Source organism: Mycoplasma feriruminatoris (genome assembly GCF_000327395.2).
GTDB classification, from domain to species: Bacteria; Bacillota_I; Bacilli_A; order Mycoplasmatales; family Mycoplasmataceae; genus Mycoplasma; species Mycoplasma feriruminatoris.
Genome location: NZ_CP091032.1, coordinates 161,649 through 179,042, shown reverse-complemented (window position 1 = coordinate 179,042; position 17,394 = coordinate 161,649). Strand labels below are relative to the sequence as shown.

At 26.3% G+C, this 17,394-nt stretch carries 13 protein-coding genes; 1 reads left to right on the top strand and 12 read right to left on the bottom strand.

Annotation, left to right across the window (positions count from 1 at the left end):
* Positions 1-2 precede the first annotated feature (2 nt).
* Positions 3-1,685 carry a phospho-sugar mutase gene (locus D500_RS00740; protein WP_008363470.1) on the bottom strand — a complete coding sequence of 561 codons (1,683 nt, stop codon included), beginning with the start codon at positions 1,683-1,685 and terminating at the stop codon, positions 3-5.
* A 169-nt stretch (positions 1,686-1,854) separates the two neighbouring features.
* On the opposite strand from D500_RS00740, the gene D500_RS00735 reads away from it, so the two are divergent.
* Positions 1,855-3,171: a thymidine phosphorylase gene (locus D500_RS00735; protein WP_008363472.1), complete on the top strand. Its 1,317-nt coding sequence runs from the start codon at positions 1,855-1,857 to the stop codon at positions 3,169-3,171.
* A 108-nt stretch (positions 3,172-3,279) separates the two neighbouring features.
* Here D500_RS00735 and D500_RS00730 read toward each other — a convergent pair whose 3' ends face one another.
* From D500_RS00730 to D500_RS00680, 11 genes are all read right to left on the bottom strand, one after another.
* Positions 3,280-4,635, bottom strand: a complete 1,356-nt coding sequence (locus D500_RS00730) for a M17 family metallopeptidase (protein WP_239759459.1) — start codon at positions 4,633-4,635, stop codon at positions 3,280-3,282.
* A 158-nt stretch (positions 4,636-4,793) separates the two neighbouring features.
* Entirely contained in the window at positions 4,794-7,058 is a 2,265-nt protein-coding gene (locus D500_RS00725; protein ID WP_008362402.1) for a glycoside hydrolase family 31 protein, read from the bottom strand.
* Positions 7,042-8,889, bottom strand: coding sequence for a PTS transporter subunit EIIC (locus D500_RS00720; RefSeq protein WP_008362400.1), 1,848 nt, complete (start codon positions 8,887-8,889; stop codon positions 7,042-7,044). Before D500_RS00720 ends, D500_RS00725 begins: the two co-directional genes overlap by 17 nt.
* Positions 8,890-9,027: 138 nt before the next feature.
* Positions 9,028-10,215, bottom strand: coding sequence for an elongation factor Tu (gene tuf, locus D500_RS00715; RefSeq protein ID WP_008362398.1), 1,188 nt, complete (start codon positions 10,213-10,215; stop codon positions 9,028-9,030).
* 130 nt (positions 10,216-10,345) lie between these two features.
* Positions 10,346-12,415, bottom strand: a complete 2,070-nt coding sequence (gene fusA / locus D500_RS00710; RefSeq protein WP_008362396.1) for an elongation factor G — start codon at positions 12,413-12,415, stop codon at positions 10,346-10,348.
* A gap of 25 nt (positions 12,416-12,440) precedes the next feature.
* On the bottom strand, positions 12,441-12,908 hold the full coding sequence (gene rpsG, locus D500_RS00705) for a 30S ribosomal protein S7 (protein ID WP_008362394.1): 468 nt from the start codon (positions 12,906-12,908) through the stop codon (positions 12,441-12,443).
* Between the two features lie 85 nt (positions 12,909-12,993).
* The gene (gene rpsL, locus D500_RS00700; protein WP_008362393.1) at positions 12,994-13,413 is read right to left on the bottom strand and encodes a 30S ribosomal protein S12; all 420 of its coding nucleotides are present in this window, start codon (positions 13,411-13,413) and stop codon (positions 12,994-12,996) included.
* A 132-nt stretch (positions 13,414-13,545) separates the two neighbouring features.
* The gene (gene cls, locus D500_RS00695; protein WP_008362388.1) at positions 13,546-15,075 is read right to left on the bottom strand and encodes a cardiolipin synthase; all 1,530 of its coding nucleotides are present in this window, start codon (positions 15,073-15,075) and stop codon (positions 13,546-13,548) included.
* A complete protein-coding gene (locus D500_RS00690; RefSeq protein WP_008362386.1) occupies positions 15,075-15,782 on the bottom strand; it encodes a hypothetical protein in 708 nt (235 codons plus the stop codon). The genes cls and D500_RS00690 overlap by 1 nt, the downstream gene beginning before the upstream one ends.
* Before the next feature lie 82 nt (positions 15,783-15,864).
* Positions 15,865-16,779, bottom strand: coding sequence for a hypothetical protein (locus tag D500_RS00685; protein ID WP_008362384.1), 915 nt, complete (start codon positions 16,777-16,779; stop codon positions 15,865-15,867).
* 114 nt (positions 16,780-16,893) lie between these two features.
* Positions 16,894-17,394: an L-threonylcarbamoyladenylate synthase gene (locus D500_RS00680; RefSeq protein ID WP_008362382.1), complete on the bottom strand. Its 501-nt coding sequence runs from the start codon at positions 17,392-17,394 to the stop codon at positions 16,894-16,896.

The following is a 17,394-nucleotide window of genomic DNA, read 5'->3' as shown; positions in this document are numbered from 1 at the left end:
CTTTATATATTTAAAATTGTTTTTAATTCTTTATAGATCATTTCAGCTTTATTTTCAGCTTTTTGTAATGAAGAATCAACTATAACAAAATAAATTTTTAATTTAGGTTCAGTTCCTGATGGTCTTATTGCAATTCAAGATTTATCTTCTAGATAAATTTTTATTAAATCTTCAGATGGCATATTATATAAACCATTAATATAATCTTCGATTTTAATTACTTTTAAATTATTAATTTGATTAATTCCTGTAGTTCTTAATAACTTCATAATTGGAGCTATTTTAGAATCTTTTTCTTCTGGTTTAAAGTTTAAATTAAAAGTAGTTGTGTAATAATATCCATACTTTTCATATAATTGGTTTAAATAATCAACTAAAGTTAGATTTTGATTTTTATAATATCAACAAGCTTCAGCAGCTGTAATTGATGCTTGAATACCATCTTTATCTCTAGTTGAATCGTCAATTACATAACCATAACTTTCTTCATAAGCAAACACAAAGTTTAACCCATTTAAAGGTTCTTTTAACATTTCTTGACCCATTCATTTAAATCCAGTTAAAGTTTTAACTACTACTGAATTATAAGTTTCACTAGCAATTCTATCACCAAGATCACTTGTAACAAAACTAGAATATAAAGCTGGATTTTTTGGTAATTTATTTAAACGTTTTAAATTACTTAATTTTCAATCAATTAAAATAGCTCCAGTTTGATTACCATTTAATCTAACAAATTCATTATTATGCTTAATAGCCATACCAAATCTATCAGCATCAGGATCATTTAAAATAATAATATCTGCATCGTATTTTTTAGCATATTGTAAAGGAATTTTTCAAGCAGGATCAAATTCAGGATTTGGGTTAACTACATTTTTAAAAGTTTCATCTTCAAAACTATGTTCTTGAACTTCTATAACTTCATATCCTGATTGTTTTAAAACAATTGGAGTATATAAACTACCTGTTCCATTTACAGCTGAATAAATGATTTTTAATTTAGATTTACTTTCTTGTTGGTTTTTATAAAATTCTAAATTTTGAATCATTTCAAAATATTTATCAATAATAGTTTGATCAACAATTTCTAATAAATTATTGTTTGGTTCAAATGTTCAATCTAAAATATTTTCTATTTTATTCATTTCTTCAGCAATAACATCAGTATCATTTGGCATTAACTGACAACCATATGGATCATAAATTTTATATCCATTATATTCAGCAGGATTATGAGAAGCTGTAATTACAACTCCACCAATGCAATTTAAAGCTTTAGTTGCAAAACTAACAACTGGAGTGGGTTGTAAATCATTATTTTTAAATAAATAGGCTTTAATGTTAAAACTTGTTAAAATATTTGCAACTAGTTGAGCAAATTTTTTAGAATTGTGTCTATTATCATGACCAATAACAACACCTTTATTTAAATCATAACTATATTTAGATTGTAATAATTTAGCATAAGCAATAGTTACTTTTTTAATAGTATAAACATTAAATCTACCAGGACCAGCTCCTAATATTCCTCTAATTCCAGCTGTACCAAATTTTAATTCTAAATTAAAAGCGGCATTTAGTTCATTATCATCTGCTTTATTTAATAGTTCTTTTAATTCTTGATCTAAATTAGGATGATTTATTCAATTTAAATAAGTTTGATCTAATTTGTTAAAACTCATTTTCTTACTCCTTTTATTAACGTTATTTACTGTATAGTTATTATAGCACTCGTTAAATATTTTACTATTTTAAAACCCAATACTAAAATTGTCAAAAAATTAAAGTTCGAAATAATATCAATTTTCTAAGTATAATAAGAAATAGATACATAGAAAGTTGGTGCATACCATGTTTACATTTACAGATATTATAGAAAAAAAGAAACATAATATTGAATTAAGTCAAGAAGAAATTTCTTGATTAATTAACAGTTATACAAAAGGTGAAATAACAGATTATCAAATGGCTAGTTTTTGTATGGCTACTTATTTTACAGATATGACAGCTAGAGAAACTGCTTATCTAACTAAAGCATATATTGAATCTGGAGATAGATATGATTTAAGTAAGGTTGAAGGTTTTAAAGCAGATAAACACTCAACTGGTGGAGTTGGTGATAAAACTAGTTTAGTTTATGGTCCATTAGTTGCTAGTTATGGAATTAAATTATGTAAATTATCTGGAAGAGGTTTAGGAAAAACTGGGGGAACAGTTGATAAATTAGAATCATTTCCTGGATGAAAATCAGAAGTTACAAATGATGAGTTTGTTGATGTAATTAATAAAGCAAATATGAGTATTATTGCTCAATCAGATAACATTGTTCCAGCTGATAAAAAGATTTATGCATTAAGAGATGTAACAGGTACAATTGACTCAATGCCTTTAATTGTTGCTTCAATTATGAGTAAAAAATTAATTGTTGAAAATGATGGTTTAATATTAGATGTTAAAACTGGTAATGGTGCATTTATGACAACAATCGAAGATGCTAGAGATTTAGCTCAACGTATGATTGAAGTTGGAAAACAATATAATAGAAAAGTTGCTGTAGTTTTAACTAATATGAATAAACCATTAGGAAGAGCAATGGGAAATGCTATTGAAGTTAAAGAAGCTTGAGAAACATTAAATGGAAATGGTCCTAAAGACTTTAACGAATTATTAGCAACATTAGTTGGAATTACTTTATTACAAGCAAATTTATTTACTGATTTAGAAACAGCAAAACAAGATGTTTTAAGAAAATTAAAATCTAAAGAAGCTGCTCATTATCTAAAAGACTTTGTAATTGCTCAAGGTGGAGATTGAAGTGTTTTAGAAAACTACGATAAACACTTTACTTGCAAAAATAAACTAGAAATTAAAGCAACTAATAGTGGATATATTAGATATAAAAGAGCAGAAGAAATTGGATTGATTTTAATTGAAATGGGTGCTGGAAGATTCAAAAAAACAGATACTATTGATCATGCTGCTGGAATTTATTTTGATAAAGAATATGGTGCTTATGTTAATGCTGGAGATACAATCATGACTCTATATACAAATAGAGAAATCAATCCAAAATGAGAAGAAGCAATTCATGAGTCATACGAGCTGTTAGGAGAGCAACCCGTCAAACAAGTTGTTTGAGAAATTATATATGACGATGTAAAACAATAAGTCATTTATTAAATCCTATTTTAAAAAATAGGATTTTTTATTTAATAAAACTAAAAAAGAGCAACCTTAATAAAGTTGCTCTTTTTATTACTAAAAATTAAATTTTAATTATCTGTTAAAGATTTCAAATAATGTTCTTACTAGAACAGCTTGACCTCTACCAGCTTTATCAGCAGTTCCAGCAATATCAAAGTGAACAAATGGTTTTTCTTCAGCAAAGGCATTTAAAAAGGCAGCAGCAGTTGAACTTCCTGCTTCTCTTCCTTTAGCAGCATTAGTTAAATCTGCATTTACACTATCTGATTTAACTTTTTCTAAATGTTCATCAAAGATAGGCATTCTTCATACTCTTTCACTAGTTTTGTGTGAAGCATTTGAAATCATTTCTCATCTTTTATCACAATTTGTAAATACTCCAGTTGCATAGCTTCCTAAAGCAATTACCATAGCTCCAGTTAAAGTTGATGCTTCTCAAACTTCAGTTGCTTGTTTTTCTCTAATTACATAAGTAATTCCATCAGCTAAAACTAATCTTCCTTCAGCATCAGTATTATCAATTTCAACAGTTAATCCATTCATTGATTTTAATACTGATTGAGGTAAAGTAGCAGTTGATCCAATTCTATTATCAGTAAACATACCAATTCCAACTATATTAACTTTAGCTTTCATTTTAGCTAATGCCATTACAGTTGATAACATAATAGCAGCTCCTGACATATCAAATTTCATACCTTCCATAGCACTTGATGGTTTTAAGTTATACCCACCACTATCAAAAGTAATTCCTTTTCCAACTAATGCTTTTTTAGGTTCATTTGCATCTCCAACATATTCTAAAACAACAGCTTGTGGTTGATATGGTGATCCAGCATTAACTCCTAAAAATAAGTTCATTCCTAGTTCAGTAGCTTCTTTTTTACCTAAAACAGTTACTTTTAAACCTTCAATTTCACTAGCTTTTTTAACAACTTGGTTTGCTAAATATTCACTTGTTGCAATGTTTGGTGGAGTGTCTTGTAAAGTTCTTGCAAAGTTTACAAATTCCATTTTAATTGCTTCTTTGTGTTCTAATTCTTTAACATCTTCACTAGTTAATAAGTTATATACTACTTCATTTGGTTTAGTATCTTTTTTATAACTTACTTTATCAAATGTTTCAAAAGCAATTGATTCATAAATAGCTTCAATAGCATCTTTTTTGCATCCACATTTATCAAAAAATACTAAAAATGAATCAACATCAACGTTTATATTAAATTTATTAGTTGAAACAAATTTTTTAAAAGCATTTCTAATTTTTGTTTTTAAACATTTATTATCTTTTTTAATTACCATGTAGATTTTTTTATCTTCACTAATAAATGAAGTTGATAAATCAGCATCTACTACATATGGTTTATCATTAACTTCAGTTAAACAAACTAATGTTAGTTCTTCTTGTTTGTCATTAAATTTAATCATATATATCTCCTTTAATTCTCAAATATATAATAACACTTAAAGATATCTAATAATTAATATTAAATGTGTTGGTTTTAATACTAATATATAATTTTACACCTTTAAACACATAATAAAAAAACTGAACAATTATCTAAATAAAATTGTTCAGTTTTGTTTTATTTAATAATGAACTTATGTTTTGAATCATATGAAACTTGGTTATTTTTAATAAATAGTTTATTTGTAATTTCATCTATTTCAAATTGATATTCTAAATTTTCAACTTTTCCATAAATATCAACAACAATAGTTTGATCTTTAATATCTTTAAAGTTATAACTACCATTATCAAATCTTAAAATAGCTGAATTATTTTTAACAAATATTAAAATATCATCTCAAGCTACGTCAAAATTATATAAACTATTTCCTTGATATACTTTTGATTTATCATCTAATCTATATCAATTACCTTCTGGTAAAAACACATCTCTATTAGTTGAGTTTTGTTTTAATATAGGACATATTAAAATATTTTCTCCAATATAGTATTGATCATCAATTAATCTAGCAATTTTATTATTCTGATTTTCTAATACCATAGGTCTTAAAATTGGTAAACCTTTAGTAATTGAAACATGTTCTCAAACTTTAAACTCAGGTAGTAAAGTTTTTTTGAATTTTGCTCATTTAATTGAATTATCTAATGTGTTTTTATCAAATCTTCAAGGTTCTCTTTTACCAAGTGCATGATATCTTGAAAATGTGTTTAACATTCCAAATTGAGTTCAACGATTATATAAGTCTAAACTAAAATCACTAGATTGTACAAATCCACCAATATCAGTTCCTCACACTATTTCACCAGCTAAACTTAAAGATAAACCAGCTTGTAGATGATTTTTTAGATCACTAAAACTTGTAATACTATCTCCAGATCATTTACCAACAAATTTCTGAGTTCCAATATAACCTGGACGACTTACTACAACATTTCTACCAGTTCCAAAAAATTCTTCACCAGCTTCATAACAACATTTAACATATAAATACATAAAATATTGTTTGAAATCTTTTGCTTTATAACCATTATATAAAATAGCATCTTCTGGTAAGCCATCTCCATAATCTGGTTTTACAAATCTTAAACCTAATTTAAATAGTTTTTTAATTTGATCTTTATATCAGTTATAAGCTTTTGGGTTTGTAAAATCAATTATATAGTTGTTTTCTTGATAAGTTTCTGTTCCTGTTCAAACGTGAGCATAACTTCCGTTAACTGATTTTACTAATAAATCATTTTCAAATAGATATTTTGAATTTTCTAATCCATCATTTTGAATATATGGATTAATTCAAAAACACATCTCTAAACCATTTTTCTTAACATCAGAAAATAGTTTTTTAAAATCACCAAATGCATCAGTATTATATTCAAAATTACAACTTTTTGTATATCTATTTTTTAATCATTTTGGATCTAAAGTAATTACATCTAATGGATAATTTAATTCTTTTACTTTACTAATAGCTTCAAATAATTCTTCATAATTATGATAATAAAGTCTATTTAATCAAACTCCATATCCAATATCTGGAACTTTTGAAATTCTATTAGTTAATAAAGTATAACTAGAAACTAATTCTTTTAAACTTTGATTTGAAAATAAGTATAAATCTAAATAATCTTGATCAACTTTAAAAGATAGAATATCAGTTGTTGGTGAGCCTATTTCAAATGTAGTTTTACTACTTGTATTAACTAAAAATCCTCAATTATTTGTTGAATATAATAAAGGCAATCCATTATAAGCTAGATCATTATTAGTTACACAAGAATTATCAGTATTTCAAATTACTGATTCAACTCCATTTTTTAAAAAAGGTCTAAATTTTTCACCAAGACCATAGAATTTTTCATCATTTTCTATATCAAATGACATAAAAAATCTTTGTTCTTTGTTTTTATTAATTTCAATTCCTAGATTAGGATTAATAAATCCTTCAAAAAATTGATATCCACTTCTTAGTGTTGTTCTAGTTTTAATATTATTATTACTATCAACTATTTTTAATACAAATGGATTAACATTAAAAATTAATTTTTCATTATTTTCTAAATCAATAATAACTTCTTTATCAGTTCTAGTAAAACTAATTTTTTGTTGTTTTAAATTAGGATTTAAATGCTCATTAAATAAATTAGTAATTGATCTTTGTGAAAGTTTTAAATTAATAATATTAGATTCAAAAAGTTGAATTTGAAATGTTGCTTTTTGTAAATTTGAAAAAGTAATTTCAATAAATAAAGTATTATTACTAGTTCATAAATCTGAAACTTTAGTAGTTATTCAATATTCATTTTTTGGATCAAAAATTCTTTGTTTTATAGGAAATGAATATTCTAACATTTCACTAGTAATATTATTTGGCTTTGGCATCTTTATTTCTTTCTAGTAATTCTAAAATTTCACCTTTATAAATATCAGCTTTTGGACCATAAACTATTTGAAGTGAAGTACCTTTATTTAAAACTCCAACAGCTCCAGTTAATTCTTTAAATTTATTATCAACTTTAGCTTTATCTTTAACTTTAACTCTTAATCTAGTCATACATGCATCAACATCATCTAAATTATCTAATCCACCCAATAAATTAACTATTGTATTAATAGTTTCATCAGATTTCATTTCTTCTTTTTTGACTTGTTGAGTTTCTTGTTTTTCTTCACTTGTTGTAGTTGGTTCATCATTAGTAAATCCAGGAATTGCTGGTTTGAATTTCTTAGTAAAGAAGTAAAATACTGCAAAATAAATTCCACCAAATGCTATTGTTACTAATAATAATCATAGTCCTTGAATTCATAAAATACCTTTTAATCCAATTCCACTAATTGAAGTAGGACCAAATACAAATAGATATTTTACTAAAGTTTCAATTCCACCAAATGCATGAATTTTCATTGGAATAAAGTCACTAATTCCAAATGCTATTCCAGTTAAAACTGCATGTAAAACATATAATAATGGAGCAGAGAACATGAAAATAAATTCAATTGGTTCAGTAACTCCAGTTAATAGACATGCTGCTAATCCTGAGAAATAAATTGAAGAATATTTAGCTCTTTTTTCTTTAGGAATTGCAAATGCCATACCTAACCCAGCACCAACTAATGATCCTGATGAAGTAATCATTTGTCCAACTTTAAATCTAACTGGTACAACTGAATCTAAAACAATTTCATAAGCTTGTTGCATAGTTAAACCGTTAACGTTATTATGTGTTTTAGCATAATCTGCTCATCCACTTTTTACATTACCTAATGCAGTAATTCAGCTTAATCAAATTTTTTCTTGTCCTTGTGCTTGTAAAGCTTCTTTATTTTCAAAACTTTGGAAAAATTTTGCAATAACTTCTGCTTTTTCAGGTGTTGTGTTAGTAAATTGAGTAGCACTTGTAAAATCAACATTTCCACCCAATTGACTATAATTCATAGGAATTGTAATCATGTGGTGTAATCCAAATGGTAATAATAATCTTTCTGAAGTTCCATATAAGAATGGAGCTAAGAATTTTAGTTTTTGTTCTTTTGCAAAGAAGTTTCCTAAATGGTTAATTACAGTTTGAAATAATGGTCAAACTAATCCAATACCAACTGAAACTGGTAATACAATAATAATTACCATAAAAGGAACAAATCTTGCACCATTGAAAAATGATAATGCTTGAGGTAATTTGTTAAAGTTGTAGTATTTGTTATAAATAGTAGCTCCAACAAATCCCATTATAATTCCACCAATTGCATCATATCTAATTGACATAACACCTTCTTGGCTGCTGAAAAATAGTGAGTGTTTTTCTCATCTACCTAAAATGTAGTTTAAGAATTGTAATTCTCCATCTTTTGTTGTTCTTGTTATAAACATTGAAGAACCAACAGCTAATAAGATAAAGTAGGCAAATGCAGCTGCAAATGATCCACCATATCTATTTTTAGCTCAAGTTCCACCAATAGCAACAGCAAACAATAAACCCATATGAGTAAAAGCTGATCAACCAACAGTTTCAATAACACCACCAATTTGGTTAAAAACTTTAGCAGAAGCTTTAATTTGCCCTAACCCTAAAGGACCTATTATTTTACCTAAAATAATAGTTAGTCCAGCTGCAGGTAAAAGAGCAACAAATGTCAAAATAGATTTAGCAAATTTTGAAAAAAATTCGTGTAAGTTACTCTCTTTAGCTTTTCTAAAATCTAGTAATTTTTTCATTCTTTTTACCTTTCTATACACGAATATATTTTATATAGAAAAAATTATTTTTTATTTTATAACAAGTTAAAAAAATCAATTTTAGAAAATAAAAAAAGAACTAGATGTACCCTAGTTCTTTTGAAATTATTAAATAAATTATTTTACAATTGAAATAACTGTTCCAGCACCAATTGTTCTTCCACCTTCACGAATAGAGAACTTAGTTCCTTCTTCAACAGCAACTGGTTTAATTAATTGAATTTCCATTTCAACATTATCACCAGGCATTACCATATCAGTTCCTTCTGGTAAAGTAACTTCTCCAGTAACGTCAGTTGTACGGAAGTAGAATTGAGGACGGTATTTGTTAAAGAATGGTTTGTGACGTCCACCTTCTTCTTGAGTTAATGCATAAACTGATGCTTTTAATACAGTATGTGGTTTAATAGTTCCTGGTTTTGCTAAAACTTGTCCACGTTCAACTGAATGTCTGTCAACACCACGTAGTAATGCTCCAACATTATCTCCAGCTACAGCAAAGTCAAGTAATTTTCTGAACATTTCTAATCCAGTAACAACTGTTTTAGTTGGTTCTTCTTTTAATCCAATGATTTCAACTTCTTCGTTTACTTTTACAGTTCCACGTTCAACACGTCCAGTTGCAACAGTTCCACGTCCAGTAATTGTAAATACGTCTTCAACTGGCATTAAGAAAGTTTTGTCAGCATCTCTTTGTGGAGTTGGGATGTATTCATCAACTGCAGCCATTAATTCATTAATTGCTCCAGTTCATTTTGGATCACCATTTAATGCTCCTAAAGCTGAACCTCTAATAACTGGTGCTCCTTCTCCATCAAAGTCGTATTCAGTTAATAGATCTCTAATTTCCATTTCAACTAGATCGATCATTTCATCGTCTTCAACCATATCACATTTGTTTAAGAAAACAACGATTTTTGGAACTCCAACTTGTCTTGATAATAGAATGTGTTCTCTAGTTTGAGGCATTGGTCCATCAGTTGCAGCAACAACTAGAATAGCTCCATCCATTTGTGCAGCTCCAGTAATCATGTTTTTAACATAGTCAGCGTGACCTGGGCAATCTACGTGTGCATAGTGTCTATTAGCAGTTTTGTATTCAACGTGTGCAGTGTTAATTGTAATACCACGTTCTCTTTCTTCTGGGGCATTATCAATATTTGCATAATCTTTGAATTCTGCGTTACCTTGTTCAGATAAAACTTTAGTAATTGCAGCAGTTAATGTAGTTTTACCATGATCAACGTGTCCAATTGTTCCAATATTAACGTGAGGTAAACTACGGTCAAATTGTTCTTTTGCCATGTTTTTTTCTCCTTAAAATTTCTATACAAATCAAGAATAATAGATGTATTTCTACTATTTTGTCTGCCCCTTTTTGGGGCGGTTATACTATTATATATTTTACACTTTTTAAATACTTAATTCAAAAAAATTATTTACCTGATTTTTTGATAATTTCATCTGCAATTGCCTTTGGAGCTTCTGCATAATGACTAAATATCATAGTGTAATTTCCACGTCCTTGAGTAAATGAACGTAATTCAGTAGCGTATCCAAACATTTCAGTTAATGGTACTTTAGATTTAATTGTTTGAGCATTTCCTCTTTGTTCTGAACCTTCAATCATTCCACGTTTTGAAGAAATATTTCCCATAACATCTCCATAATATTCATCTGGAACTGTTACTTCAACGTTCATAATTGGTTCTAAAACAACAGGGTTCATTTTTCTTGAAGCTTCTTTTAAAGCCATTGAAGCAGCAATTTTATATGCCATTTCATTTGAGTCAACTTCATGCATTGATCCATCAACGATTGTTGCTTTAACATCAATCATTGGATATCCTGCTATAACTCCGTTTCTTAAAGCGTTTTCTAAACCTACGCGAGCTGCGTTGATGTATTCTTTTGAAACACGTCCTCCAGTAATTTTATCAACTCATTCAAATCCTTTGTCTTTGTTTGGTTCAAATTCAAGAACAACATGTCCATATGAACCACGTCCTCCAGATTGTTTGATGTATTTACCTTCAGCTCTTCCTGGTAATTTAATAGTTTCACGATATGAAACTTGTGGAGCACCAACATTAGTTGCTACGTTAAATTCACGTTTCATACGGTCAACAATAATATCTAAGTGTAATTCACCCATACCAGCAATAATTGTTTGTCCAGTTTCATCATCAGTATAAGTTCTAAAAGTTGGATCTTCTTCAGCTAATTTTGATAAAGCAATACTCATTTTTTCTTGGTCAGCTTTAGTTTTTGGTTCTAATGCTAATTGGATAACAGGTTCAGGGAACACCATTGATTCTAAAATGATTTCATTTTTTTCATCACATAAAGTGTCACCAGTTGTAGTATTTTTTAACCCAACAGCTGCAGCAATATCTCCTGAATAAACTTCTTCAATTTCAGTACGGTTGTTTGCGTGCATTTGTAAAATACGTCCAACACGTTCTTTTTGTTGTTTAGTTGAGTTTAATACATAACTACCTTTAGTTAAAATTCCTGAATATACTCTAAAGAATGTTAATTTTCCAACAAATGGGTCAGTCATAACTTTGAAAGCTAGTGCTGAAAATGGTTCTTGATCATCAGCATGTCTTTCAACTTCTTCACCAGTTGGTAAAATTCCTTTAATTGATGGAATATCTAGTGGTGATGGTAAGTAATCAACAACAGCGTCTAATAATAATTTAACACCTTTGTTTTTAAATGCTGATCCTGCTAATACTGGGAAAAAGTCAGCATTAATTACACCTTTTCTAATTGCAGATTTTAGTTCAGGTATACTAATTTCTTGACCATCTAAGAATTTCATTAATAATTCTTCATCATATTCAACAGCAACTTCAACTAAGTGTGCTCTTAATTCTTTAGCTTGATCTAATAAGTTAGCTGGAATTTCGATTTCTTTGTAATTTTCTTCAGGTTTTCCATCAAACTCATAAGCTTTCATTTCAACTAAATCAATAATTCCTGTGAAGTTTTCTTCAGCACCAATTGGTAATTGAATTGGAGCAGCTTTAGCTCCTAATCTATCACCAATAGTTTTTACTGAATAAATAAAATCAGCACCTGTTTTATCCATTTTATTAACAAAAACAATACGAGGAACTCTATAATTTGTTGCTTGTCTTCAAACAGTTTCAGTTTGTGGTTCAACACCAGATTGACCATCTAAAACAGCAACAGCACCATCTAAAACTCTTAATGAACGTTCAACTTCAACAGTAAAGTCCACGTGACCTGGAGTATCAATGATGTTAAATCTTGTGTCTTTTCAGAATGCAGTTGTAGCAGCAGATGTAATAGTAATCCCACGTTCTTGCTCTTGAGCCATTCAGTCCATTTGTGAAGCACCTTCGTGTGTTTCACCTATTTTATGAATTTTTCCAGTATGAAATAAAATACGTTCAGTAGTAGTAGTTTTACCAGCATCAATATGAGCCATAATACCAATATTACGAGTATTTAATAAACTGTATTCTCTAGCCATTTGCTAATTTTCCTTTCTATTCTAATTATCAACGGTAATGAGCAAATGCTTTATTTGCTTCTGCCATTTTATGAGTATCTTCACGTTTTTTAACTGATCCACCAATATTATTTGATGCATCAATAATTTCATTAGCTAATTTGATTGTCATAACTTTTTCGTTTCTTAATCTTGCATAATTAATTAATCAACGTAATGCTAATGTAATTTGTCTTTCAGCTGAAACTTCAACAGGAACTTGATAGTTAGCTCCTCCAATACGACGAACTTTTAATTCTAAGTGAGGTTTAATATTTTCAATAGCTTTATTAAATACTTCAATTGGTTCTTTATTAGTTTTTTCTTTAATTATATTAAATGCATCATAAATAATTGACTGAGCAATTCCTCTTTTACCATCTAACATAATTTTATTAATTGCACGAGTAACTAATTTAGAATTATAAATTGGATCTGCTAAAACATCTCTTTTTTCTGCTCTATTTTTACGCATGGTAATAACTCCTTTCTTTTTAATATAAATATGCTACTTTTAATGTGTCTTTTTAATTCACATACACACTTATTAATTAGGTTTATTATTTTTTAACTTTAGGTCTTTTTACTCCATATAGTGAACGTCCTTGAGAACGTTTTGCTACACCTTGAGTATCTAAAGTACCTCTAATTACGTGATATCTAACCCCAGGTAAGTCTTTAACACGTCCACCACGAATTAAAACAACACTGTGTTCTTGTAAGTTGTGTCCTTCTCCTGGAATATATGCATTAACTTCCATTCCATTTGTTAATCTAACACGAGCGTATTTACGTAAGGCTGAGTTAGGTTTTTTAGGTGTCATTGTTGCAACACGCGTACATACTCCACGTTTTTGAGGTGATGCAATTTTAGTAACTTTTTTAATTAAAGTATTAATCCCTCTGTTTAAGGCTGGAGCTTTAGTTTTTCATGTTTTTGCTTTACGGTTAACTTTAACTAATTGGTTAATTGTTGGCATTTGTTTTCCTCCTTTCACATTTCCGAGTGTATTGAATTAACACGTTTTAAATTATATACAAAAATAAATTAAATTCAATAAAATCATAAGAATAAAAAAATAATTTTTAATACTATTAAAAACATCAAATTTTTAAAGTAAAGGTTGAATAATATTATAGATTTTAATAACTAATTTTCTAAATCAATTAATGTTTTTATTTGGTAAATGATCATATAAATAACTATTTTTAAAATCTTGTTCAAACTTTTTAGAAATAGTTTTATTTAGTTTTTTAGAATAAATTAATCCCATTGTTTGTTGATCAGCAAATAAAGCTCTAAAATCAAGATTTGTTGAACCTATAAAACTAATTTCATCATCAAAAATATAAGTCTTATTATGATTAAACACATTATTAATAGAATAAATCTTAACACCAGCTTTATATAATTCTCTAGTTCATTGTTTTGTTTGATCTAATAAAAAAGCTTTATCAGTTAAACCTGGAATTAAAATTCTTACATCTAATTTAGAATTAGCAGCATTAATTAGAGCTGTTCTAATTTCTTGAGGTGGTATAAAATAAGGTGTTGAAATTCAAATTCTTTTTTGTGCTGAGTTAATTAAATTAGTAAAAATAGATAAATGAATTGGTTCTTCATGATTTGGACCACTTGAAACAATTTGAACTAATTGATCTTTTGTTTTAATTGGATAAACATTATTTAAATCTAATTGATCTTTAATTGAACTTTTTTTAAAACTTGGTTTATAAAAATCATAATCACTAATAAAAATACGTTGAATTTCACTAACAGCATTACCTGTAATTCTTAAAGAACAATCATTTCAATAACCAAACTTATTATCTAAATTAACATATTCATCACCAATATTAATTCCACCAATATATCCGATCTTATTATCAATAACAACATCTTTTCTATGATCTCTATAATTTGCAGTTCATTTAATAAATGGAAATCTCACTGGAGCATAACTAACTATTTGACATCCATATTTTACTAACTTAATTCTAGCTTCTTCAAATAAAGTATAACTTCCTGCAAAATCATAAATAATAAATACTTTAACATTTTCTTTTAACTTTTTAATTAATAAATTAGTTAATTGATCTAATAATTTACCATCTTTAAAAATATAAAAATTTAATAAAATATAATGTTTAGCATTTTTAATATCTCTAAATAAATTTAAAAATAATTGATTACCATTTTCTAAAAACTCAACTTCACTGTTTAAAAAAATGTTGTTTGTTTGAGAAATAGAAGCTGTTTTAAAAGCACGTTTAAATTGAGGTATTTTTGTAACTAAAATTTGATCAATTTGTTCTAATTCATTTTCTAAATGTTTATTTTGGATTTCTAAAAACTTGTAGTTTTTTGTAATTTTATATTTATAAGATCTACCAAAAAATAAATAAGATAAAACTCCTATAATAGGAACTACAACAATAAAACAAAATCATCTAATTCTTGTTTCAAATCTTCTTTTTTTATCAGCTAAAACTATAAAAGCTCAGATTCAAGATAAAAAGTGAAATATTGCAAAACCAATTAAAGGTCAAGTAAAAAAGTAAATGTTTAACAACAATAAACCAAAAATTGTTAATCCAAACATAAAAATTAAAGATAAAACTGTTACTACTGGTTTTTTCATTATTTTTTATTCCTTTTAACATCTAATTTACTAATTCATTTATTGTTTTTAATAATTAAAAGATTAAAGTAATTTAAAGTTAATTGTCTTATGTTTTTAATATAATGATCATTACAAATCATTTCTAAATTAAACAAACTATAAGAATATTTATTTTCTAATTCTAAACTTAAATATTTTTTAATATAAATAAATAAAATTAATCAATAACAATAACTATAAGCAAAAGTCTTTTTATCATCTTCAAACATTAAACTAAAACTATTACTAATATAATTATAAATTTGATGATTATTAAAATAAGTATTTATAAACTCATTTGAAAACTTAAATTCATATTGTTTAGCAATATCAATTAATTGTTTTTCATAATTAATTTCTAAACTATTATATTTTCTATTTTTAGCTATTTTATTAATTGTTTTATTAATTTGATCTAGTTTTTGATCAGATAAACTTTTATAAAATTTGTGATAAAGATAATAAATACAAAAATTCATAAAAGAAATATTTGCCCAATAATTTTTATAATTTAAGTTATGAATTTTTAAAATAATAATAAAATTATTTAATAAAATATTTGATTTTTTATTAAAGTCATGATTTTTTAAATAAACATCTTCTAATTTATTATTTTTTAAAAAATCTAAAAACAGTCTTTTCTTTTTAACTAAAGCTAAGTTTTTTTTAACAATTTTTTTCTTCATTTTCTTTTTTCCTAAATTACTTTTATTTTATAAAAAAATAGGCTTTATTTTATAAGCCTATTTAATTATTAATATTTAATAGCTATTTTAATCTGTTTAATAAAGGAATAACAAATTTTGAAGCTTCTAAATTAGTTGTGCTTTGTCTTACATATAAAAATGATCTATGTTGACAATCAGCAACTAAAACTTTTCTTAATTCTTTAACAACAAATTTGTTTTTAATGTTTGGTACAAAGTAAAACTCAATTAATGAAATGCCTTTAGGTACAATTGCATCTAAAAGTTCTAAAACATCAATTTCGTTTTTTGAATACAACCCAATTAATTGGAATGTTTTATTATTAATTGAAAAAATAACAATAGCATCTAAATTAGTAATATAAAAAACATTGTTTCTATAGTACTTTAATAAACTATAAATCGGTAGAGCCCCATCTTCTCTAATATAAAATAAAGAATTGTTTTTACTACTATGAAATAATTCATCTTTAACAAATTCAAAATCAGCTTGATTAGTATCTAAATCTAATCTTTTTAAAACACTTAATTTTGCTTCTTTGTTAGGATCTCATTGCATAAAATAAGTATATTCTTTAATTTTTTTAAAACCATTTCTTATTAAAACTTCATCATTTTCTACATTTGAAAAAGTATAAATAAAATCTGAAATATTTTCATATTTTGTAACAACGCCTTTGATTAGTTCATCAACCATCATAGGATTGCTTTCTTTTGATTTTGTAAATGTATTAGTTAGTAAAATGGTATTTAAAACAGTTTTATTAATGATTGCCTTACTTTTAATAAAACCACTAACTGCTAATACACCATTTCTTTCATTAACAATAGTTACTGGAATATAAGCTGAATCAAAATTATTATTAACCATTCACTCTTCAAAAGTCTTTGGCCCTCTTTTTTTAATGATTGTGTGCATCTCTTGTAAAAAGTGTTTATTATCTCTGTAGTTAAATACTAAACTATGTGAGTTCATATGCTTTAGTTCCTTTTTATTCAATATAAATATATCACAATTTTATAGTTTTTAGAATTACCTAATTGTTAAAAACCTATAGATTTTTATTTATTAATATGGTATAAAAATCTTTTATCTTAAATATTTTTTTAATATACTACTATAGATTTTTGAAGGTTTATTATTTAATTCATTGTCAAAAAACACTTCTATATTTTGATTAAAATTAATTAAATCAACTTCTTTAGTTAAATGTTTATTATTATGTAAATTAACACTTGTTGAAATAATTGGACCAACTGTATTTATTATTTTTTTAATATCATCTCTTTTAACTAATCTTATACCCATACTTGAACTTTTAGTTTTAAAAATAACAGTTGTAGGTTCATCATTTAATAAATAATCTTTATCACTTAAATCAGTAATATCTAAATTATCTAATTGATCTAAACTAGAAATTAAAACAATTAAAGGTTTAGTAATATCAGCATTTTTTACTTGATTTACTCTAATTTGATTTTCTAAACTATAAACTGCTGAAAGTCCATAGATTGTATCAGTTGGTAAAATTATGATTTGATTATTTTTTAATAACTCTATAGCTTTATTTATTTTTATATCTGTTAACAT